We start from the raw sequence: 18,678 nt of genomic DNA, 5'->3' as shown, positions 1-18,678 counted from the left end.
GAGCGCGGCCGCCGCCATGCTGCAGCCGGCCACCGACGATGTGCCCGTGACGGGCACCGCGTTTGCGCCGGATCTGCATGACGCGCGGCATCTGTGGCTCAAGGCCGGCTTGCTGCTGGTGTGGGCGCTGGTGTCCTTCGGCGCCTGCTACTTTGCCCGCGACCTGCAGATGATGGTGGCCGGCTGGCCGCTGGGTTACTGGATCGCGGCGCAAGGGGCCATCCTTGTCTTCATCGCCGTCGCCGTCGTGTATTGCGTGGCGATGGACCGCTTCGAGCGCAAGGACGCTGCGTCGGCGGCAGTCTCTGCGGTGCCCACGCCGTCGTCGCCTTCGCCACCGCAGCACCATGTCTGAGCACGATGACGGTGGCGGCCGCTCCACCTCGGCCCTGCACCGCATTCTGGTGATCTACGTGGTGGGCGTGCTGCTGTTCGTCGGCCTGATGGCCTGGGCCGAGCAGCAGGGCCTGTCGCGCCAGTGGATCGGCCCGCTGTTTCTGTTTTTGACGGTAATGGCCTATGCGGTCATCGGCGTCTATGGTCGCACCACCGACCCCGAGGAATATTACGTCGCCGGCCGGCGCGTGCCCGCCGTCTACAACGGCATGGCTGCTGCGGCCGACTGGATGAGCGCCGCCTCGTTCATCAGCCTGGCCGGCGCGCTGTATCTGCAGGGCTTTGCCGGCCTGCCCCGGCAAGCGGGCGGGCTGGCCTATCTACTGGGCTGGACGGGAGGCTTTTGCCTGGTCGCCATGCTGATCGCGCCGCACCTGCGCGCCATGCGCCTCTACACCGTGCCCGACTTCTTCCAAGTGCGCTACGGCGGCCGCTGGCCGCGCGTGATCGCCGCGCTGGCCGCGGCGGCGTGCTCGTTCACCTACGTGGTGGCGCAGATCTACGGCGTGGGCCTGATCGCCTCACGCCTGACCGGCGTGCAGTTCGAGATCGGCATCATGCTGGGCCTGGGCGGCGTGCTGCTGTGCTCGTTTTTGGGCGGCATGCGCGCCATCACCTGGACGCAGGTAGCGCAGTACGTGGTCATGCTGCTGGCCTTCCTGATCCCTGTGTCGTGGCTGGCCTACAAGCAGCTGGGCAACCCGGTGGCGCCGCTGGTATATGGCGCGCAGATCGGCAAGATCGCCGGTCTGGAAGCGCAACTGCTGGCGTCGCCGGCCGAGCACGAGGTGGTGCTGGCCTACCAGCGACGGGCGCAGGACTTTGAATCACGCCTGGTCGATGTGCCTGCCGCCATGGAGCGTGAGCGCGAGGCGCTGAGCGAGCGCATGCGCCGCCTGCGCGCGCAGAACGCCGATGTGGGCCTGATCGTGGCAGCCAGCCGCGAAATGGCGGCACTGCCCCACGACGAAGCGACCGCGCGCGCGCGCTGGACGCGCGAGATGCGTGAGAACCAGGAGCGTGCCCGCCCGCTGGGTGGCCTGCCGCGCCACAGCCAGGCCTACGGGGGCGACCCCGAAGGCACGACCGAAGAACGGGCCGAGTACGAGAACATGCGCCGCAACTTCCTCGCGCTGATGTTCTGCCTGATGGTCGGCACCGCCGGCCTGCCGCACCTGCTGACGCGCTACTACACCACCACCAGCGTGTCGTCAGCCCGCGCGTCGGTGGCGTGGTCGCTGTTTTTCATTGCGCTGCTGTATCTCAGCGCGCCGGCGCTGGCTGTGCTTGTGAAGTTCGAGGTGATGAACAACCTGGTGGGCAGCCACTTCGACGCACTGCCGCACTGGATGGCGCAGTGGGCGCGGGTCGACCCGGCGCTGCTGTCGGTGGAAGACGTGAACGGGGACGGCATCCTGCAGTTCGGCGAGATCCACCTGGGCACTGACCTCATCATGCTGGCCACGCCCGAGATCGGCGGGCTGCCCTATGCCGTCTCGGGCCTGGTGGCGGCGGGCGGGCTGGCCGCTGCGCTGTCCACCGCCGACGGGCTGCTGCTGACCATCAGCAACGCCCTGGTGCGCGATCTGCGGGTGCGGGACGGCCACCACACGGCGTCGCCAGAGCAGCGCGTGATCCTCACCAAATTCACGCTGCTGATCGTGGCGCTGGCGGCGGCTTTCGTGGCGGCGCTCAAGCCCTCTGAAATCTTGCCCATGGTGACGGCGTCATTCTCGCTGGCTGCGTCGGCCTTCGTGCCTGCCATGGTGCTGGGCATCTTCTGGCGCGGCACCACCCGCCAGGGCGCAGTGGCCGGCATGCTGACCGGGCTGGGCGTCACCGTGTACTACCTGCTGTCGCATGTGGCCGGCGTGCGCGCATGGGTGCCACAGGCGTTGTTGGCCGATGGCTTCTGGTTCGGCATCCAGCCGATTTCCGCGGGCGTGTTTGGTGTGCCGGTGGGCTTGGCGGTGGCATGGGCGGTGAGTTTGGTGACCCGAGGTGCCGGACGCATCAACACGGCGTGAAGGCGCTTTCTGCCGACCGCTCCAGTGCCGCCTGGCGGAAAACCGACAAATTCAGGGGGCATGGATCGCCCCATTCACAAATTGCTACAACTATGGCAATCTCTGATGCGATCCAGCGAGGCCATTCCGCCCCCGCTGCACAGTCGATTCTCAAGGGACGCCATGATTCTCGTGAAGACGCAGACCGGCCAACAGGCAATGAAGGATCGCCAGGGCGGCCTCACGCCTCGACAGCGCTCGGCGTTCATCCTGTTTGACGGAAAGCGGGCGCTGGAGCAGGTGCTGGCTGCCACAGCCGCCATGGGCATCACCGTGGCCGACGTGAAGGCCATGGTCGACAGTGGTTTGCTGGAGCTGCTGTCAGGCTCCGCTGAGTCGACCGCATTGCTGGACGGCACTGCAGTGCCCGCTGCCTCAAGCGATGCGCCAGCAGGCGCCGCACGTTCGACCATGGAACGCTACCAGGCGGCTTACCCGATTGCCACTGCGCTGACGGCTGAACTGGGCCTGCGGGGCTTTCGGTTGAATCTGGCGGTGGAGGGCGTGTCAGGCTACGAAGACCTGGTGGCACTGGCCCCACGCATTCGGGAGGCCGTGGGCGACGCCAAGTTTGCAAGGCTGCAAAAGGCACTCGACGCCTGAGCACCGGTTCTGCAAACCACCGACCGGGTTTTTTGGGTTTTCATAACTTTCACCCGAACATGAAAAAAGCGGCCCGTCGAGGCCGCTTCTGTTTGCGCAGAAGGGGTGCGGCTGCTTCAGTTGCCCACGCCCAGCAGTTCCACGTCGAACTTCAGCGTGGCGTTGGGTGGAATCACGCCGCCAGCGCCGCGGGCGCCATAGCCCAGTGCCGCAGGAATGATCAGCGTGCGCTGGCCGCCCACCTTCATGCCCTGCACGCCTTCGTCCCAGCCCTTGATGACCATGCCGGCGCCCAGGCCGAACTCGAACGGGTCATTGCGGTCGCGGCTGGAGTCGAACTTGGCGCCTTGTTCGCCGTTGTTGTAGAGCCAGCCGGTGTAGTGCACGCTCACGGGTTGGCCGGGCGTGGCTTCAGCGCCTTCGCCCACAACGGTGTCTTCGTATTGCAGGCCGGAATCGGTGGTGGTCAGGGCCATGATGTTCCTTGATTAACGATTTAATTGCTATTAAAAGTGTAGCTGCTAGCGCTTGCTGAATAAGCGCTAGAGGTCAAAAATGCTCTGAAAGCTGACGGCTTGACCGAGCGGCTCGTGCCGCATCTGCCCCGACAGCAAGAGCACTTGCCTTTTTACTTCTTCACGCGGGCAGCAGCCCAGCGAGTGGCGAAAGCCTGCACGTCCGACAGGCGCTTGAGCAGGTCCACGCCGGAGGGCGTGACGGTGTAGCCGTCGCTGCCGTGGTCCAGCAGGCCGCATTCGCGCAGTTCCTTGATGCGGGTGTTCAATGTGTTGGGCGTGATGCCGCCCACGCTGTCTTGCAGCAGACGGAAGGTTTGGGGGTGGCCGTCGCGCAGTGCCCACAACACGCGCAAGGCATAGCGGCATTCCAGCTTCTCGAACAACTGGTTGATGGCGGCGTTTTCTTTGGAGCTCATGGACGCTTCTCCTTGCTCAAAATGTCAGGGGATGCGGGCCGGCGCGCCTTCAGCGCGTGGAACCGCAGGAACGCTATCAATATAGCGGCGAATTGATTTTGCTACAAGTTTAATAGCTCAGGAGTGAACTGCACTCTGCGCTGGACGCGGAAAACGTGGCGTTACGTAGACTGTTGCAACGGTGCCACGCGGGGTCGGTCCGTGTCAGGTTCGCTCGCCCAGATGGTTCAGCAGCAGTTGCGCGGCGGGCGTGAGGGCGGGCTCGGCACGAAAGCACAAGGCGAACCGCCGCCGCGCCCAGTCGTCGGCCAGCGGCACCACGCGCACGTTCGATGCGGCGGCAAACGGCGCGGCCACCTCGGCCGGCACCACGCTGATGGCGAGGTTGGCGCGCACCACGCGAAGCGCCGCATCGAAGTTGGTCACCTGCACGCGGTGCGCCAGCGTCTTGCCGGCCACGGCGGCGGCGCGGGTCAGCAGCATCTGCACGGCGCTGAGCGCGGGCATGCTCACGAATTCATGTTCCAGCACGTCGGCAAAACGCACGCTCGTCAGCTGTGCCACCGGGTGCGACGGATGCGCCACGATGGCCAGGTGGTCGTGCCGGTAGCTGCGCGTTTGCAGGCCCTGCAGGTCGGCCGCGTCCCAGCAGATGCCGATGGATGCAGCGCCCTCGCGAATGCCACGCACCACCTCGGGGCTCACACGCTCTTCCATGCTCACGCGGATGTCGCGGTGCACCGGGTTCTGCAGGAAGGCAGCCACATCGTCGGCCAGCGATTCGGCCATGACCGAGGCGGTCACCAGCATGCGCACATGGCCGCGCACGCCGGCGCTGAAGGCTGCCATGTCGCGCTCGATGCGCCCCACGCTGGCCAGCATCTCGCGCGCATGTTCCAGCAGCGCCTCGCCTGCGGGCGTGGGAGTTACGCCATGACGCCTGCGCACCAGGAGGCGCGCGCCCACGATGTCTTCCAGTTGCGCCAGACGCTTGCTGATGGCCGAGCCGACGATGGCTTCCTGCGCGGCGGCGCGGGCGATGTTGCGGTGCTCGCAGACGGACACGAAGAGCTTCAGGCTTTGCAGGTCGAGCGGGCGCATGGGGGCATGCTTTCTGAAGTGGCGGGTGGAGTTGGCAAGTCGAGGACTCAGATATTCCCATCGGGAAGCATAAGCCTTCCAAAATTGATGAGATGGCGCAGCAGGGCATTCCTAGAATCGACGCCATAACGATCGGAGATACCATGAGCCCCACCATTCCCCGCCCCGCCGGGACTGCAGCCATCGTGCGCGAAGTGGGTCTGCGCGATGGCCTGCAAAGCATCGCCACCATCGTGCCGACGGCCCACAAGCTCGCGTGGATCGACGCGGCCTATGCGGCGGGCCAGCGCGAAATCGAAGTCGGCTCCTTCGTGCCTGCGCGCCTGCTGCCGCAACTGGCCGACACCGCTGAGGTGCTGGCGCACGCCAAGACCTTGCCGGGCCTCGTCGCCTCGGTGCTGGTGCCCAATCTGAAAGGCGCCGAGCGTGCCATCGAGTGCCAGGCCGACCTGATGGTGGTACCGCTGTCCGCCAGCCATGCGCACAGCCTGGCCAACCTGCGCAAGACGCCCGACGAGGTGGTGGCCGAAGTCGCCCGCATCCGCGCGGCACGCGACGCGGCCGGCAGTCGCACATTGATCGAAGGAGGCGTGGGCACGGCCTTCGGCTGCACGCTGCAGGGCGAGGTGGCTGAGGGCGAAGTGCTGCGGCTGATGCAGGCCCTGCTGGACGCCGGCGCCGACCGGGTGAGCCTGGCCGACACAGTGGGCTACGCCGACCCGGCCACCGTGCAGCGCCTGTTTGAAAAGGCGCGCGCGCTGGTGGGCGACCGGCTGGCCTGCGCGCACTTCCACGACACGCGCGGTATGGGCCTGGCCAACGTCTATGCCGCCTGGCAGACCGGCATCACGCGCTTCGACGCCTGCCTGGCAGGCATCGGTGGCTGCCCGCACGCTCCGGGCGCAAGCGGCAACGTCACCACCGAAGACCTGGCCTTCATGCTCGAGCGCATGGGCGTCGGCACGGGGCTGGATGTGCCTGCGCTGTTGGCCCTGCGCGAGCGCGTCGGAGTTTGGCTGGCGGGCGAGAGCCTGCACGGCACGCTCTGGAAGGCGGGCCTGCCCAGAACCGCAGCGCCTGCCGCCGCCCCTGCGCTGGCAACGGTCTGAGCCGCTATCGTTGTTCCCATGAATGCCTCCATGAATCCTTCGTTCTCTTCACCATCTTCCCCCGCCGCCGACCGCCCCCCATTGCCCCTGGCGGGCCTGCGCGTGGTGGAGTTCACCCACATGGTCATGGGGCCGACCTGCGGCATGGTGCTGGCCGACCTGGGCGCCGAGGTCATCAAGATCGAACCCGTGGATGGCGACCGCACGCGCCACCTGCTGGGCGCGGGCGCGGGCTTCTTTCCCATGTTCAACCGCAACAAGAAGAGCATTGCGCTCGACCTGCGCAAGCCCGAAGGCCTGGAAGTCGCGCGCAAGCTTGCCGCGTCGGCCGACGTGGTGGCGCAGAACTTCAAGCCCGGCGTGATGACCAAATACGGCCTGGACTACGCCGCACTGTCGAAGTTGAACGAGCGGCTGATCTATGTGAACCACACGGGCTTTCTGCCCGGCCCCTATGAGCACCGCACCGCGCTCGACGAAGTGGTGCAGATGATGGGCGGGCTGGCCTACATGACCGGCCGACCGGGCGACCCGCTGCGCGCGGGCACCAGCGTGAACGACATCATGGGCGGCATGTTCGGCGCCATTGGTGCCATGGCCGCGCTGATGCAGCGGGGCATCACCGGGCGCGGGCAGGAGGTGGATTCGGCCCTGTTCGAGAACAACGTGTTCCTCGTCGGCCAGCACATGATGCAGTACGCCGTCACAGGCCAGCCGGCCGCGCCCATGCCCGACCGCATCTCCGCCTGGTCGCTGTACGACGTGTTCAGCGTGAAGGACGGCGAACAGATCTTCCTGGCCGCGGTGAGCGATGCGCAGTGGGTCACGTTCTGCGACGCCATGGGCTATGCCGACCTGAAGAACGACCCCGCACTGGCGCTCAACAACGACCGCGTGCGCGTGCGGCCCACGCTGCTGCCCGAACTGCGCCGCCGCCTGGCCGCGCACACGGCCGAGGAACTGTCGGGCATCTTCGAGCGCCACGGCCTGCCGTTCGCGCCCATCCTGCGGCCCGAGCAGCTTTTCGACGACCCGCACCTGAACGCCACCGGCGGCCTGGCCGACGTGACGCTGCCCGACGGCGAGCGCGCCGGTAGCACGGCGCGCGTGACGCTGCTTCCGCTGCGGCTGTCCGGCCACCGCATGGGTGTGCGGATGGACCCGCCGCAGCTCGGCCAGCACACCGAGGAGTTGTTGACCAGCCTGGGCTACACACCGCAGCAGATCGCCGCGCTGCACGGAGCGGCCGCCGTGGCATGACGCCGCCTTGCCAGCGCGGCCATCGTCCGCGCACTCGCCGAACAGATCGATAACGACAACGGAGACAACCACCATGACGCATTCCACACTTCTTCGTGCCGGCGCCCTGTCATCGCCTGCGCGCCGCCGCATTCTCATGGGCAGCGCAGCCGCTCTGGGCGCGGCGACGCTTGCGCGGCCCGGGGTGTCGTGGGCGCAGCCGCACAACGACAAGCCGCTGCGCGTGATCCTGCCGCTGTCTGCGGGCTCGGGCACCGACGGCGCCATGCGCGCCATCAGCCACAGCCTGGCCAAGGCGCTGGGCCAGCCGGTGGTGATCGAGAACCTGCCGGGCGCAGGCGGCATCACCGGCACGGCGCAGATCGTGCGCGCGCCCAAGGATGGATCGGTCATCGGCGTGGTCTCCAACAACCACGTGGTCAACCCCAGCGTGTACCGGAACATTCCGTTCGACTCGCTGGCCGACATCACGCCCATCACCATCCTCGGCGCCACGCCCTTCGTGCTGGTGGCGCATCCCTCGGTGCCGGCCAAAACGGTGCAGGAACTGATCGCTTACGCCCGCGCCCAGCCCGGCGTGCTGAATTACGGCTCGTCGGGCAACGGCACCATCCTGCACCTGGGCGCGGCGATGTTCGTGGACCAGACGCAGCTTGATATCAAGCACATCCCGTACAAGGGCATGGGGCCGCTCATGAACGACATCCTGGGCGGTCAGGTGCAGCTGGGCGTGGTGGCGGTGGCGCCGGCGGCGGCGCACATCAAGTCGGGCGCCATGCGCGCCCTGGGCGTCACCACGGCCGCGCGCGTGCCTACGTTGCCCGGCGTGCCCACCATCGCCGAGCAGGGCCTGGCCGGGTTCGAGCTGGAAGGCTGGATCGCACCCGTAGCGCCTGCAGGTCTGCCGAAAGCCGAGCTGGCACGCCTGTATGGCGGCTTCAAGGCCGCCATGGACATGCCCGAGGCACGGGATGCGCTCGTCGCGCAGGGCTACGAGATCAAGCTCACGCCGCCCGAGCAGGCCGCCGCCTTCTTTCGCAGCGAGGCGGCGCGCATGGCGCAGGTGGTCAAGAGCGCGAACGTGAAGATGGACTGACGCGGCTGCGTCGTGGCGCCCTTGGGTTGAAAGTGTTTTGCTATTTAATTGATAGCTGGTTGCGCTTTGCCAACAAGCGCTAGAGGCCAATTTGGTCATAAAAAGGCGCCAAGGACTGGCGCTTCGGTGCTGCAGCCTGTGGTGCTCAGAAGTTGTAGCGCAGACTCACGTTCACGCTGCGCGGTGCGCCCCAGGTGTAGAACAGCCCTTGCGAAGTGAAGTTCGTCACGCCCGCGTAGTAGTGCTTGTCGAACACGTTGTTCACGTTGGCGCTCACGCTCAGCAGGCGGGTGATTTCATAGCGGGTCATCAGGTCTAACAGCCAATACTCATACTGGCGAAGCGTAGCGGCGGGCGCTGACTTTGCGCCTCTGAGGATCTATGTCCTGTGCGGCCAAGTAAAGACTTTACAAATGCGATTAATTTTCATTCGCGTGCCATAGAATCTCGGGTTTTCCCGGGCGCCACATGGCCTGTGATCGCCTCACGCGTCCAAGTCGCGTCCTCCTGCCTCTCGCCTTCTTTTTTGCATGACCCGCCCTCCGGACCACCGCCGCCGTTCTTTCTGGCTCAAGACTCTGCACGAGTGGCATTGGGTGAGCTCCGCGCTCTGCCTCATCGGCATGCTGTTGTTTGCGGTGACCGGCTTCACGCTCAACCACGCGGGGCAGATCGAGGCCAAGCCGCGCGTCACGAGCCTGCAGGCCACGGTGCCGGCTCAGGTACTGGGCAGCGTAAAGCCGCCCGAAGGCAAGGACCGGGCGCCGTTGCCGCCCGCACTGCAGCGCTGGGCGCAAGCGCAATGGAGCATCGACACCGCCGACCGCGAGGCCGAGTGGTCGCCCGACGAGGTCTACGTGTCGCTGCCGCGCCCCGGCGGCGACGCCTGGCTGCGGGTGGGCCTGGCCGATGGCGCGGCCGAGTACGAACGCACCGACAGGGGCTGGATCTCCTATTTCAACGACCTGCACAAGGGCCGCAACACGGGCGCCGCCTGGAGCTGGTTCATTGACATCTTCGCCGCCGCCTGCCTGGTGTTCTGCATCACCGGCCTCTTCATCTTGAAGATGCATGCGGGCAACCGCCCCTTCACCTGGCCCATGGTGGGCATGGGGCTGGTGGTGCCCCTGCTGCTGGCGCTCCTCTTTATCCACTGAACCGAAAGACGACGAATGAAGCATTCATCGACAAAGCCGACGGCGTTGCGCTATTCCGTAGCGCTGGGCGCCTGCCTGGGCGCGCCGGCCTTCGCCGCGGGCTTGAGCATTGGCGTGGAGATTCCGCGCCTGGACGTGGCCGAATACCACCGCCCTTACGTGGCCGTGTGGGTGGAGCGCGCGGACGCCACCGTGGCCAGCACGCTGGCTGTCTGGTACGACGTGAAGCTCAAGAACGACGAGGGCGCCAAGTGGCTCAAGGACATGCGCCAGTGGTGGCGCCGCACCGGGCGCGAACTGGCCTTGCCCATCGACGGCGTGACGGGCGCCACTCGCCCGGTCGGCAAGCACCAGCTGCAGTTCTCCGAAGGCTCCAACCCCTTGGCCAAGCTGCCGGCGGGCAATTACAAGCTGGTGGTGGAGGCCGCACGCGAAGTCGGCGGCCGCGAGCTGGTCACGATTCCCTTCGCCTGGCCTTCGCCCAAGGGCGAGCAACTGCGCGCCAAGGGCAGCAGCGAACTGGGAGAGGTCACTCTCGACCTGAAGCCCTGAGAACGCCTTTCACCTTTTTGCTTTTTCACTGAACTCCAGGACTCACATCATGCATTTCAAGACCCGTATCGCCACCTGCCTCGCCGTGCTCTGCGGCGCCTTGGGCTCCGCCCAGGCCCACAACGTGTGGTTGCTGCCGTCGTCCACGGTGCTGTCCAAGGCCGAATGGATCACCGTCGATGCGGCGGTGTCCAACGACTTGTTCTACTTCAACCACTTTCCGCTGGGGCTCGACAACCTGGTCGTCACCGCGCCCAACGGCGCCACCGTTGCGCCGGAAAACACCCACAAGGGCAAGCTGCGCAGCGTGTTCGACCTGAACCTGACGCAAACCGGCACCTACCAGCTGGCCGTAGTCAACAACGGCCTCTTTGCCACGTACAAGGACAAGGCCGGCGCCAACAAGCGCTGGCGCGGCACGGCCGAAAAGTTCGCTGCCGAAGTGCCTGCCGACGCGCAGGACCTGAAGGTGACGCAGTCGGTCGGCCGCATCGAAACCTTCGTCACCGTGGGCAAGCCCAGCGCCGTCAAGCCCACGGGCAAGGGCCTGGAACTGGTGGCGGTCACGCACCCCACCGATCTGGTCAAGGGCGACAAGGCCACTTTCGCCTTCCATGTGGACGGCCAACCCGCCGCCGGCCTTGAAGTGCTGCTGGTGCCCGGCGCCACGCGCTACCGCGACAAGAAGGAAGAGATCAAGGTCACGACCGACGCCAAGGGCCAGTTCAGCGTGACCTGGCCCACCGCCGGCATGTACTGGGTAGACGCCGATGCGACCGACGCCAAGACCTCGCTGCCGCAGGCCAAAGAGCGCCGCCTGTCGTACGTGGGCACGTTCGAGGTGCTGCCCTGAGCTTTGCTCCCGTCAACGATAACGGGGCCGCCCCGGTGCGTGTGCGCTACACGGGTGCGCTGGCGCAACCGGGTCAGCGGCTGCCGGTGGCCGGCGCCACGTCTTTTGCACAAGGCGCTGCACCGGTGACCCTGCGCCGGGCCGACCCGGCGGCGCTGCAGACCTTGTCGGGCGAAACCATGGGCACAACCTGGAGCGTGCGGCTGGCCAACCCGGCGTTCGCTCCGCTGGCACCGGTGCAGGCTGCCATCGAAGAAGCGCTGGCCACGGTGGTCACCCAGATGAGCCACTGGGAGCCCGAATCGGAGCTGTCGCGCTTCAATCACTCTGCGCCGGGCAGCCGGCACCGCTTGTCGCCTGAATTCTTCGCCGTGCTGCAGTCGGCTTGCGACTGGGCGCGCACCAGCGCAGGTGCGTGGGATCCGACCATTGGGCCGCTGGTCGATGCCTGGGGCTTCGGGACGCATGACTCGCCGCGCATTCCGTGTGTGAACGTACTGGCTGAAGCGCTTGCCCTGGTCGGTTTCGAACAATTGGCGTTGGACGCCGAAACACGCAGCGCCCTGCAGCCCGGCGGCGTGCGCCTGAATCTGAGCGGCATCGCCAAAGGCTTTGCCGTCGACCACGTGCACGAACGCCTGCAGGCACTGGGCTTCACCGATGTGCTGGTGGAAGTGGGCGGCGAATTGCGCGCCAGCGGCCGCCGGCCCGACGGCGCACCCTGGCGCGTCGCCGTGGCCGACCCGGCCGACGGCCCGCCGCGCAGCATCGCATTGCAGGACTGCGCCATCGCCACGTCCGGCGACCGCTGGCATGCCTTCGAGCATGCAGGCCGCCGCTATTCGCACACGCTCGACCCGCGCACGGGCGAGCCGGTTCGCCACGCACTTGCCAGCGTCACCGTGCTGCACGCGCAATGCATGCAGGCCGATGCGTTGGCTACCGTCATCACCGTGCTGGGGCCTGCCGAAGGCCTGGCCTTTGCGCAGCGCCATGGGCTGGCGGTGCTGCTGTGCGAGCGCATGCCGCACGGCCTGGCCTGGGCTGCCACGTCCGCGTTCGACGTCCTTTCGGCATGACTGCGGTGTGGGGCTTGTCGATTCCCGCGTCGCGCCTGTTCGCCGCGCTGCTGACCGTGGCGCTCTACGCACTGATGTGCGCCGCCATCGCATGGCGCGAGCGCCGGCGCGCACAGCATGTGCGGTCAGAGGCGGCGTCGCTGGCCGCGGCGCGCGACGGCGCTGTGCCACTGCTGGTGGCCTATGCCAGCCAGACCGGCCAGGCCGAGGAAATCGCCCGTGAAACTGCCCGCCTGCTGCATGCGGCGGGCGAGCCGGTGCAGCTGTGCGAACTCGACTCGGTGGACGCGGCCCGGCTGGCCGCCACGCAGCGGGCGCTGTTCATCGTCAGCACCTACGGCGAAGGCGATGCGCCTGACAACGCGGGTGGCTTTCAAGGCCGCCTGATGGGCGCCGCAGCACCGCTGCAACCCCCTCATCTTTCCCATCTGCAGTACGGCGTGCTGGCCCTGGGCGACCGCCAATACGCGCACTTTTGCGGCTTTGGCCGCCAACTGGACGAGTGGTTGCGCGCGCAAGGTGCCATGGCGCTTTTTGAACGCGTGGAGATGGACAACGGCTCTGCCACCGCGCTGCAGGCGTGGCAACATCAATTGGCGCAAGTGGCCGCGCTGGATGAGCCGCCCGCATGGCAGTCGCCTGTCTTCGAGGCCTGGACACTGGTAGCACGCCGCCACTTGAACCCGGGCAGCCAGGGCGCGCCCGTGTTTCACCTGGAATTCGCGCTGCCTGCAGCCGCGCAGGCTGCGGCATGGCAGTCGGGCGACCTGGTGCAGGTGTGCGTGCCGGCCGATGCGCAGCACCCGCGCGACTATTCCATCGCGTCCGTTCCCGCCGACGGCCGCGTGCACCTGACGGTGCGCCAGAGCGTGCGCGGCGACGGCACACCGGGCATCGCATCGAGCTGGCTGTGCGAGGGGCTGCCGCTGGGCGACTCCGTGGAGATGCGCTTGCGTGCGCACAGCAACTTCCGTTTGGAAGGCAATGCCGCGCAGCCGTTGATCTTGATCGGCAATGGCACGGGAATCGCCGGCCTGCGCAGCCACCTGCGGGCACGGAGCGCGGCAGGTCAGGGCGCGCCAAACTGGCTGGTGTTTGGTGAGCGGCAGTCTGCCTGCGACTTTTTGTACCGCGCAGAGATCGACGCCTGGCGGGCCGACGGCACGCTGCGCCGGCTGGACCTGGCGTTCTCGCGCGATGGGGCCGAGCGCGTGTATGTGCAGGACGTACTGGCAAAGGCCGCTGACGATGTGCGCACCTGGGTGGAGCAGGGCGCCGCCATCTACGTGTGCGGCAGCCTGCAGGGCATGGCGCAGGGCGTGCACGCTGCGCTGCAGGGCGCGCTGGGCGATGCACGCATGGACGAACTGGTGCGCAGCGGGCGCTACCGGCGCGACGTGTATTGATGGCCCGAATGCAAGCTGCCCGGCGCGGTACTTGACCGGCCGGGCAGCTTTAGCCCTTTTTGGGGCTGCGTGGCTTACTTCGCCGCGACAACTTCAGGCATGCCCGACGAGTGGTGGTGGGCGATCAGCCACTGGCCGTTGACCTTCTCGTACACGTAGGTGTAGCGGGCTTTCACGCTCTTGCCGTCCTTGAACTTGAACGTGTAGGTGCCCACGTCCTGCGCCACGTTGCAGCCGATGCGGATGACGCGCTTGTCGATGGTCCCGACCGGCTCGCCTTGAAGGAACTTCACGAAGTAATCGCGAATTTCCGCCGGCGTGGTGCGCGGCTGGTTCGACACGGTGGGCAGCAGCACGCCGTCCTGTGCGTAGTTGGCCGTGACCTTGTCCGGATCCAGCGTGCGAAGCGAGGCGTTCCAGCGGTCGAACAGGCCCTTGACCTGCTGCTCGTTGATCGGAGCGCAAGTGGTGTCGCTCAGTGCTGCTGGCGCCGTCGATGCTGCTGGTGCCGTCTGTGCGATAGCGGGCGCCGTTGCGGCCAGGGTGGCCAGAGCAGCAGCCGAGAGAGAGAGTCGAAGCAGCTTCATGGAAATGTGCGTCCTTGTAGAAATAGGTTTTTTGAACACGCCGGCTTGTGTTGTTTGCCGGCGTTGCACCGCGATGGCGTTGCAGAACCTATTCTTCGAGGAGCGCATGAACATGAACCTGCCCTGCGCATGAAGTACGCATGACGGGAACATGAACAGAAGGTGAACGCTGCGGCGGGCTCGCGCCTCAGCCATATCAGTCTGGCTGCGCGTCGAGCCGGTAGCCGAAGCCGCGCACGGTTTTCAGCAGCGCCACGGCGTGGCCTTCATCGATCTTGGTGCGCAGGCGCCGCACATAGACGTCCACCACATTGGTCAGCGGATCTTCGTTGGTGCCCCACACGTTCGACAGGATGCGCTCACGGCTGTAGACGCGGCCTGGCGCGCTCATCAGCAATTCCAGAAACGCGAGTTCCTTGGCGGTCAGGGCGATGGGCTGGCCCGCGCGGCTGACCTGCATGCGCTCGCGGTCGAGCACCAGGTCGGCCACCTGCAAGGTGCTGGCGCGCTGGCGCTGGTCGCGGCCGCGACGCAGCAACGCTTCGATGCGCGCGAGCAGTTCTTCGAACGCGAAGGGTTTGGTCAGGTAGTCGTCAGCACCCAGGCGCAGGCCGTTGACCTTGTCCTCGGTTTCGTTGAGCGCGCTGAGCATCAGCACCGGCAGCTGGCAGCCCTCGGCGCGCAGCGTCTGACACAGCTCCAGGCCGCTCAGGCCGGGCAGCATCAAGTCCAGCAGCAGCAGGCCCGACTCGGCGGCGCGTGCCATCTCCAGGCCTTCGGGGCCGGTGCGCGCCAGCTCCACGGTGTAGCCCTCGGCCCGCAGGCCGCGAATGAGAAAGTCCGCGACCCGCGGGTCGTCTTCCACCACCAGAATATTCATGATTGGTCTTCTTCGGCTGCCAGCAGCAAGGTGATTCGCACTTGCGTGCCTGCACCGGGTGCGGTGTGTTCTATCTCGATATGCCCGTGGTGCGCCTGCACGATGGCCTGCGCGATCGACAGGCCGATGCCGGTGCCGTCGGCCCGGTGCGCACGCGCCCGCTGGCCGCGCACGAATCGGTCGAACACCTGCGCAACGTCTTCCGGATCGATGCCGATGCCCTCGTCTTTGACGACGATGTGAGCCTCGCCTTCCACGCATTCGCAGTCCAGGCGCACGGTGCCACCTGTGAGTGAATAGCGCACGGCGTTGTCCAGCACGATCATCAACGCCTGGCGCAGCCGGTCGGGGTCGGCCTGCACATGGGCGGCTTTTTGCAGCGCGCCCGCTGCGCCATCGGATGGGGCCTGCACCTGCACGCCGCGCCCGGCGCCCAGTGCGCTGGCCTGCTCGGCCGCGTCTGCCAGCAGCGGCCCCAGCGGAACCCGCCTAGGCTGCATGACCAAGCGGTCGGCCTCGGCCTTGGCCACCAGCAGCAGGTCGCGAATGACCTGGGTGAGTTGGTCCACCCCGCTGACGATGCGCCGCAGCGTGTGGCGGTATTCCTCGGGCGGCCGGTCGGCACCGCGCAGCGCGATCTCCGCCTCGCCGCGGATGGCGGTGGCTGGCGTGCGCAGCTCATGTCCCAGGTCGGCAAACAATTGGCGCCGGCGCAGGTCGGCACCCTGCAGCGCCTCATGCGCGGCGCTCAACTCGCGCGTGCGCGCCGCCACGGCGTCTTCCAGCTCGCGGCGGGCCGCGTCTGCTCGGGCGCGGTGCTGCTGCAGCTCGGCCGCCATGGCGTTGAAGTGCTGCGCGACGCGGTCGAACTCGTCGTGCGAACCCAGTGCCACGCGGTGGTTCAGGTCGCCCGCCTGCAGTGCGCGCGTGCCTTCCAGCAGGCCTTCCAGCGGGCGCTGCAGCCGGCGGTTCAGGTGAAAGGACAGCGCGGCCGCCACGGCCAGCGTGATCAGCACCATGGCGATGGCGCGGCGGCGCAGGGCCTCCAGGCCTTGCTCGGTGTTGTTGCGTGCCACGGGCACAGCGGCGCGTTGGCGGTCGATGGCGCCGTTGATGAGCTCGCGCAGATCGCGGCCGCGCGTCATGTCGAATGTGGCGTTCAGCTCGGCAAAGACAGCAGCGAAATCGGCCCCAGATTCAAGCGGCTGCAGCTGGGCGAGCCGCGCCTCGACCGCGCGGATGTTGTCGTCCAGCAGCTCGGCTACCGTCACCAGTTGGGGCACCTCTTGCGGCAGCGCCGTGCCGTCCCGTTGGGCCATCGCCGTCCACAGCGCCATGTCGCGCTGCGCCAGCTCTGTCAGGGCGTCGGCGTTGGCGTGCATCTGCTGCAGCAGCCGGTTGCGCACTTCGGGTTCGGCACCGGCGTTCATCAACTGCTGCGTGGCCCACACGCGCAGCCGCTGCTTGGCGGACGACAGATCCAGCAGCTCGGTCAGGATGTCACTGGCCAGGCGGCTGTGTTGGGCGTAGTCGTTCACGCGCTGCACGCCCCAATGCACGAAGGCCGCCTGGATGCAGACCAGGGCGACAAGGGCGGCGAACGCCAGGGAGAGTCTTGCTCGGTACATGGAGGCTGGACGTGCGGGTGATGGGCGAGGGCGAGGTCGAGGGCGACGGATTATGAAGCGGTGGCGGCGGCACGGCGTTTCTTTTGCAGTGCGCCAACTTGGGGCTGCGGGTCTCAGAAAAAAGGGTATCTGAGCTGTTGAGCCACAGGCAGGTATGCCAAGCGTAGCGGATTCAAGGTGCTATAAATAATATAGCTACTTGCGCTTATTGGTAGAGCGCTAGAGGTCGATTTGACCAATATTTCACGTATGACCGCTCAACCCTGAGCGCCCTCGGTGCCCGCCGCCAGCAGCGTGCCGGCCTGCAGCTCCGGTGCAATCAAAACGAGCGGGTCGCATTCTTCGCCAGGCCTCTTTGAGCCAAGCGCTGAGCGCAATGCATTAGGTTCTCAATCGGCAAGGATTTCAGGACCGAAACGAAGTGGCTCTTCAGCCTGTACTTTGGTAAGTGTTGGCACAACGAAGGCAATCATTAGAGTTGGGTTCTGGGAACTACATCACGCCCCTTCCACGGACGATTGCGCGGCCTGAATCACCTTCGCACCCAGTTGGCGCGTATTCATGGTTCCACCCATCCTATTGTGAATTGATACGCCCAGTTGATTCGCGAGCTGTCGAAGGATTGGAAGTGCGGGACTCACCGTGACCCCGTCTTTTGAGACCGAGATTGTTGTGCTCTCATCGCGCTCAATGATGTATCCACCGACCTCAACGGTTGCGCATGCCCCTGCAGTCATGGCGGATGCATAAACGATGTCGGTTCCCTCGGGTAGCACCGCCAGTACCTGGTCAACAGCCTCCATCACCTGGTCTCCCCAGCGTTTGGCCAAGGCATAGGTTTGATTCTCAATGTGGAAAAGCGCAGCGTCCTGGGTGAAGTAGCCACTGGATTGACCACGCATGGCTTGGACGAACTCCGTCTCGTTCAGACGACCCACGCTAGACAGGAACACCGTGTCGGATCTCCAAGGAATGGCTTCGCTGATCTGTTTGGGCGAAATGCCCAGTCGTAAGGCTTCCGCTACCACCAGGTGCAGCACCCTGCGCCCTGCAATGCCCGCGAAGCTCTTCTCACCAATGGATAGGTCGTAGCGGGCCAGGGTGCGGTCGTACGATCGTGCCGCCGCTTGCTCCTGGGCTCTCTCACGAACCGCCACCTGATATTGCGCGGCCTCAGGAAGGGGTATCAATTGCTGAACATCGAGCAGCACTCGTTGATCAAGTTGATGGGGGCGGATCTGTACGCAGCGGAGGTCAAGTCCTTGGCGATTGAGCCACAGCACCGAGGTCGTGAGCTCTTGGTTGAAGTTGGAAGCGGCAAGCACCACTCGGACCGTTTCATCAAGCGCGACAGTGCCTTCTTCTTTTCCAAGAAAGGCGCGAATACCCAGCTCCGCATCCAACTCTGATTTTTGCTGGGACAGGTATTTCCGATGGGCCTCGACGGCCTGGCTAAAGCTCATCGTGGAGATCATTGCGGCATATCGGAGCGCCTGCAATTCCATGTGAGCACCATCTTCGCGTTTCAGCTCAACCACCACCAGCTTGGCATCCTCGTCCAGGCACAGGAGGTCAATACGACGATTGGCGCCAACCCAGTCTCCAAACTCCTCCGCCAGAACCATCGTCCGCACGCCGGGTGTGATAGCGGTGATGTTTGCCCGTAGCGCACGCTGGAGGTGACTGCGCTCATAAACACCGAGATCGGTGAAGCTGCTTAGCTGGACGGGATCAAGGGTGTGATCACCACTCAGTTCATAAAGCGCCATCTCAACAATTCCTCAAGTGTGTACTCATGTATTCTGGCCTTGCAGCACCAATCAGTTTGGAACTTGGTCTTGCTCGGGTTACCGGCTGAAAAGTGCCAGTAGCTGCAGAGGTACAAGGACGCCGGCGCCTGCAACTACCAGCCCATACCGACAGCTCAGTTGTGGCATGCCATTGGCAACGCCCCCACCGAGTGGTGTTTCG

At 66.0% G+C, this 18,678-nt stretch carries 19 protein-coding genes; 11 read left to right on the top strand and 8 right to left on the bottom strand.

Going from position 1 to position 18,678, the window contains the following annotated elements:
- Window positions 1–16: 16 nt before the first annotated feature.
- The 3 genes from RQI28_RS04180 to RQI28_RS04170 all read left to right on the top strand — a co-directional run bounded on the left by RQI28_RS04180 (window position 17) and on the right by RQI28_RS04170 (window position 3,065).
- Window positions 17–355 (top strand): DUF4212 domain-containing protein, encoded by a 339-nt coding sequence (locus tag RQI28_RS04180; protein ID WP_311221299.1) that lies wholly within the window; start codon window positions 17–19, stop codon window positions 353–355.
- Window positions 348–2,423, top strand: coding sequence for a VC_2705 family sodium/solute symporter (locus RQI28_RS04175; RefSeq protein WP_311221298.1), 2,076 nt, complete (start codon window positions 348–350; stop codon window positions 2,421–2,423). The genes RQI28_RS04180 and RQI28_RS04175 overlap by 8 nt, the downstream gene beginning before the upstream one ends.
- A gap of 162 nt (window positions 2,424–2,585) precedes the next feature.
- Window positions 2,586–3,065 carry a hypothetical protein gene (locus tag RQI28_RS04170; protein ID WP_311221297.1) on the top strand — a complete coding sequence of 160 codons (480 nt, stop codon included), beginning with the start codon at window positions 2,586–2,588 and terminating at the stop codon, window positions 3,063–3,065.
- A gap of 116 nt (window positions 3,066–3,181) precedes the next feature.
- Here the strand turns inward: RQI28_RS04170 and RQI28_RS04165 are convergent, their stop codons facing one another.
- The 3 genes from RQI28_RS04165 to RQI28_RS04155 all read right to left on the bottom strand — a co-directional run bounded on the left by RQI28_RS04165 (window position 3,182) and on the right by RQI28_RS04155 (window position 5,100).
- Window positions 3,182–3,541 (bottom strand): FKBP-type peptidyl-prolyl cis-trans isomerase, encoded by a 360-nt coding sequence (locus tag RQI28_RS04165; protein ID WP_311221296.1) that lies wholly within the window; start codon window positions 3,539–3,541, stop codon window positions 3,182–3,184.
- Between the two features lie 152 nt (window positions 3,542–3,693).
- Window positions 3,694–3,999, bottom strand: coding sequence for a helix-turn-helix domain-containing protein (locus tag RQI28_RS04160; protein WP_092939804.1), 306 nt, complete (start codon window positions 3,997–3,999; stop codon window positions 3,694–3,696).
- Window positions 4,000–4,203: 204 nt separating this feature from the next.
- Window positions 4,204–5,100, bottom strand: coding sequence for a LysR family transcriptional regulator (locus tag RQI28_RS04155; protein WP_311221295.1), 897 nt, complete (start codon window positions 5,098–5,100; stop codon window positions 4,204–4,206).
- Between the two features lie 143 nt (window positions 5,101–5,243).
- Between RQI28_RS04155 and RQI28_RS04150 the strand changes: the two genes are divergently transcribed.
- The 3 genes from RQI28_RS04150 (at window position 5,244) to RQI28_RS04140 (ending at window position 8,565) form a co-directional block, all read left to right on the top strand.
- Window positions 5,244–6,209, top strand: a complete 966-nt coding sequence (locus RQI28_RS04150; protein WP_311221294.1) for a hydroxymethylglutaryl-CoA lyase — start codon at window positions 5,244–5,246, stop codon at window positions 6,207–6,209.
- A 30-nt stretch (window positions 6,210–6,239) separates the two neighbouring features.
- The gene (locus RQI28_RS04145) at window positions 6,240–7,469 is read left to right on the top strand and encodes a CaiB/BaiF CoA-transferase family protein (RefSeq protein WP_311221578.1); all 1,230 of its coding nucleotides are present in this window, start codon (window positions 6,240–6,242) and stop codon (window positions 7,467–7,469) included.
- A gap of 73 nt (window positions 7,470–7,542) precedes the next feature.
- Window positions 7,543–8,565, top strand: coding sequence for a Bug family tripartite tricarboxylate transporter substrate binding protein (locus tag RQI28_RS04140; RefSeq protein ID WP_404976825.1), 1,023 nt, complete (start codon window positions 7,543–7,545; stop codon window positions 8,563–8,565).
- 145 nt (window positions 8,566–8,710) lie between these two features.
- Here RQI28_RS04140 and RQI28_RS04135 read toward each other — a convergent pair whose 3' ends face one another.
- The gene (locus RQI28_RS04135) at window positions 8,711–8,875 is read right to left on the bottom strand and encodes a hypothetical protein (protein WP_404976826.1); all 165 of its coding nucleotides are present in this window, start codon (window positions 8,873–8,875) and stop codon (window positions 8,711–8,713) included.
- Between the two features lie 220 nt (window positions 8,876–9,095).
- On the opposite strand from RQI28_RS04135, the gene RQI28_RS04130 reads away from it, so the two are divergent.
- Genes RQI28_RS04130 through RQI28_RS04110 form a run of 5 tightly spaced genes read left to right on the top strand, consistent with a single transcriptional unit; the run spans window position 9,096 to window position 13,612 of the window.
- Window positions 9,096–9,722 carry a PepSY-associated TM helix domain-containing protein gene (locus RQI28_RS04130; RefSeq protein ID WP_311221293.1) on the top strand — a complete coding sequence of 209 codons (627 nt, stop codon included), beginning with the start codon at window positions 9,096–9,098 and terminating at the stop codon, window positions 9,720–9,722.
- 15 nt (window positions 9,723–9,737) lie between these two features.
- A complete protein-coding gene (locus RQI28_RS04125; RefSeq protein WP_311221292.1) occupies window positions 9,738–10,274 on the top strand; it encodes a DUF2271 domain-containing protein in 537 nt (178 codons plus the stop codon).
- Between the two features lie 49 nt (window positions 10,275–10,323).
- Window positions 10,324–11,127 carry a DUF4198 domain-containing protein gene (locus tag RQI28_RS04120; RefSeq protein ID WP_311221291.1) on the top strand — a complete coding sequence of 268 codons (804 nt, stop codon included), beginning with the start codon at window positions 10,324–10,326 and terminating at the stop codon, window positions 11,125–11,127.
- 35 nt (window positions 11,128–11,162) lie between these two features.
- Window positions 11,163–12,206: an FAD:protein FMN transferase gene (locus RQI28_RS04115; RefSeq protein WP_404976827.1), complete on the top strand. Its 1,044-nt coding sequence runs from the start codon at window positions 11,163–11,165 to the stop codon at window positions 12,204–12,206.
- Window positions 12,203–13,612 carry a sulfite reductase flavoprotein subunit alpha gene (locus tag RQI28_RS04110; protein WP_311221290.1) on the top strand — a complete coding sequence of 470 codons (1,410 nt, stop codon included), beginning with the start codon at window positions 12,203–12,205 and terminating at the stop codon, window positions 13,610–13,612. Before RQI28_RS04115 ends, RQI28_RS04110 begins: the two co-directional genes overlap by 4 nt.
- Window positions 13,613–13,686: 74 nt before the next feature.
- On the opposite strand, the gene RQI28_RS04105 is transcribed toward RQI28_RS04110, so the two are convergent.
- The 4 genes from RQI28_RS04105 to RQI28_RS04090 all read right to left on the bottom strand — a co-directional run bounded on the left by RQI28_RS04105 (window position 13,687) and on the right by RQI28_RS04090 (window position 18,476).
- A complete protein-coding gene (locus tag RQI28_RS04105) occupies window positions 13,687–14,199 on the bottom strand; it encodes an SgcJ/EcaC family oxidoreductase (protein WP_311221289.1) in 513 nt (170 codons plus the stop codon).
- Between the two features lie 196 nt (window positions 14,200–14,395).
- On the bottom strand, window positions 14,396–15,079 hold the full coding sequence (locus tag RQI28_RS04100) for a response regulator transcription factor (protein WP_311221288.1): 684 nt from the start codon (window positions 15,077–15,079) through the stop codon (window positions 14,396–14,398).
- The gene (locus tag RQI28_RS04095) at window positions 15,076–16,707 is read right to left on the bottom strand and encodes an ATP-binding protein (protein ID WP_311221287.1); all 1,632 of its coding nucleotides are present in this window, start codon (window positions 16,705–16,707) and stop codon (window positions 15,076–15,078) included. The genes RQI28_RS04100 and RQI28_RS04095 overlap by 4 nt, the downstream gene beginning before the upstream one ends.
- A gap of 497 nt (window positions 16,708–17,204) precedes the next feature.
- Window positions 17,205–18,476 (bottom strand): hypothetical protein, encoded by a 1,272-nt coding sequence (locus tag RQI28_RS04090; RefSeq protein ID WP_311221286.1) that lies wholly within the window; start codon window positions 18,474–18,476, stop codon window positions 17,205–17,207.
- Window positions 18,477–18,678: the final 202 nt, after the last annotated feature.

This window comes from Acidovorax sp. WCS2018Noco2-16, from assembly GCF_031843945.1.
In the GTDB taxonomy this organism is placed as follows: Bacteria; Pseudomonadota; Gammaproteobacteria; order Burkholderiales; family Burkholderiaceae_C; genus Paracidovorax.
Note: the sequence above shows the minus strand (reverse complement) of the source record. Positions and strands in the feature narration are given on the sequence as shown.

Excerpts from the sequence above, each read along its gene's own strand:
- RQI28_RS04180 (WP_311221299.1), top strand. The coding sequence starts at position 17 with ATGCTGCAGCCGGCCACCGACGATGTGCCCGTGACGGGCACCGCGTTT.
- RQI28_RS04175 (WP_311221298.1), top strand. The coding sequence starts at position 348 with ATGTCTGAGCACGATGACGGTGGCGGCCGCTCCACCTCGGCCCTGCAC.
- RQI28_RS04170 (WP_311221297.1), top strand. The coding sequence starts at position 2,586 with ATGATTCTCGTGAAGACGCAGACCGGCCAACAGGCAATGAAGGATCGC.
- RQI28_RS04165 (WP_311221296.1), bottom strand. The coding sequence starts at position 3,541 with ATGGCCCTGACCACCACCGATTCCGGCCTGCAATACGAAGACACCGTT.
- RQI28_RS04160 (WP_092939804.1), bottom strand. The coding sequence starts at position 3,999 with ATGAGCTCCAAAGAAAACGCCGCCATCAACCAGTTGTTCGAGAAGCTG.
- RQI28_RS04155 (WP_311221295.1), bottom strand. The coding sequence starts at position 5,100 with ATGCGCCCGCTCGACCTGCAAAGCCTGAAGCTCTTCGTGTCCGTCTGC.
- RQI28_RS04150 (WP_311221294.1), top strand. The coding sequence starts at position 5,244 with ATGAGCCCCACCATTCCCCGCCCCGCCGGGACTGCAGCCATCGTGCGC.
- RQI28_RS04145 (WP_311221578.1), top strand. The coding sequence starts at position 6,240 with ATGAATCCTTCGTTCTCTTCACCATCTTCCCCCGCCGCCGACCGCCCC.
- RQI28_RS04140 (WP_404976825.1), top strand. The coding sequence starts at position 7,543 with ATGACGCATTCCACACTTCTTCGTGCCGGCGCCCTGTCATCGCCTGCG.
- RQI28_RS04135 (WP_404976826.1), bottom strand. The coding sequence starts at position 8,875 with ATGACCCGCTATGAAATCACCCGCCTGCTGAGCGTGAGCGCCAACGTG.
- RQI28_RS04130 (WP_311221293.1), top strand. The coding sequence starts at position 9,096 with ATGACCCGCCCTCCGGACCACCGCCGCCGTTCTTTCTGGCTCAAGACT.
- RQI28_RS04125 (WP_311221292.1), top strand. The coding sequence starts at position 9,738 with ATGAAGCATTCATCGACAAAGCCGACGGCGTTGCGCTATTCCGTAGCG.
- RQI28_RS04120 (WP_311221291.1), top strand. The coding sequence starts at position 10,324 with ATGCATTTCAAGACCCGTATCGCCACCTGCCTCGCCGTGCTCTGCGGC.
- RQI28_RS04110 (WP_311221290.1), top strand. The coding sequence starts at position 12,203 with ATGACTGCGGTGTGGGGCTTGTCGATTCCCGCGTCGCGCCTGTTCGCC.
- RQI28_RS04105 (WP_311221289.1), bottom strand. The coding sequence starts at position 14,199 with ATGAAGCTGCTTCGACTCTCTCTCTCGGCTGCTGCTCTGGCCACCCTG.
- RQI28_RS04100 (WP_311221288.1), bottom strand. The coding sequence starts at position 15,079 with ATGAATATTCTGGTGGTGGAAGACGACCCGCGGGTCGCGGACTTTCTC.
- RQI28_RS04095 (WP_311221287.1), bottom strand. The coding sequence starts at position 16,707 with ATGTACCGAGCAAGACTCTCCCTGGCGTTCGCCGCCCTTGTCGCCCTG.
- RQI28_RS04090 (WP_311221286.1), bottom strand. The coding sequence starts at position 18,476 with ATGGCGCTTTATGAACTGAGTGGTGATCACACCCTTGATCCCGTCCAG.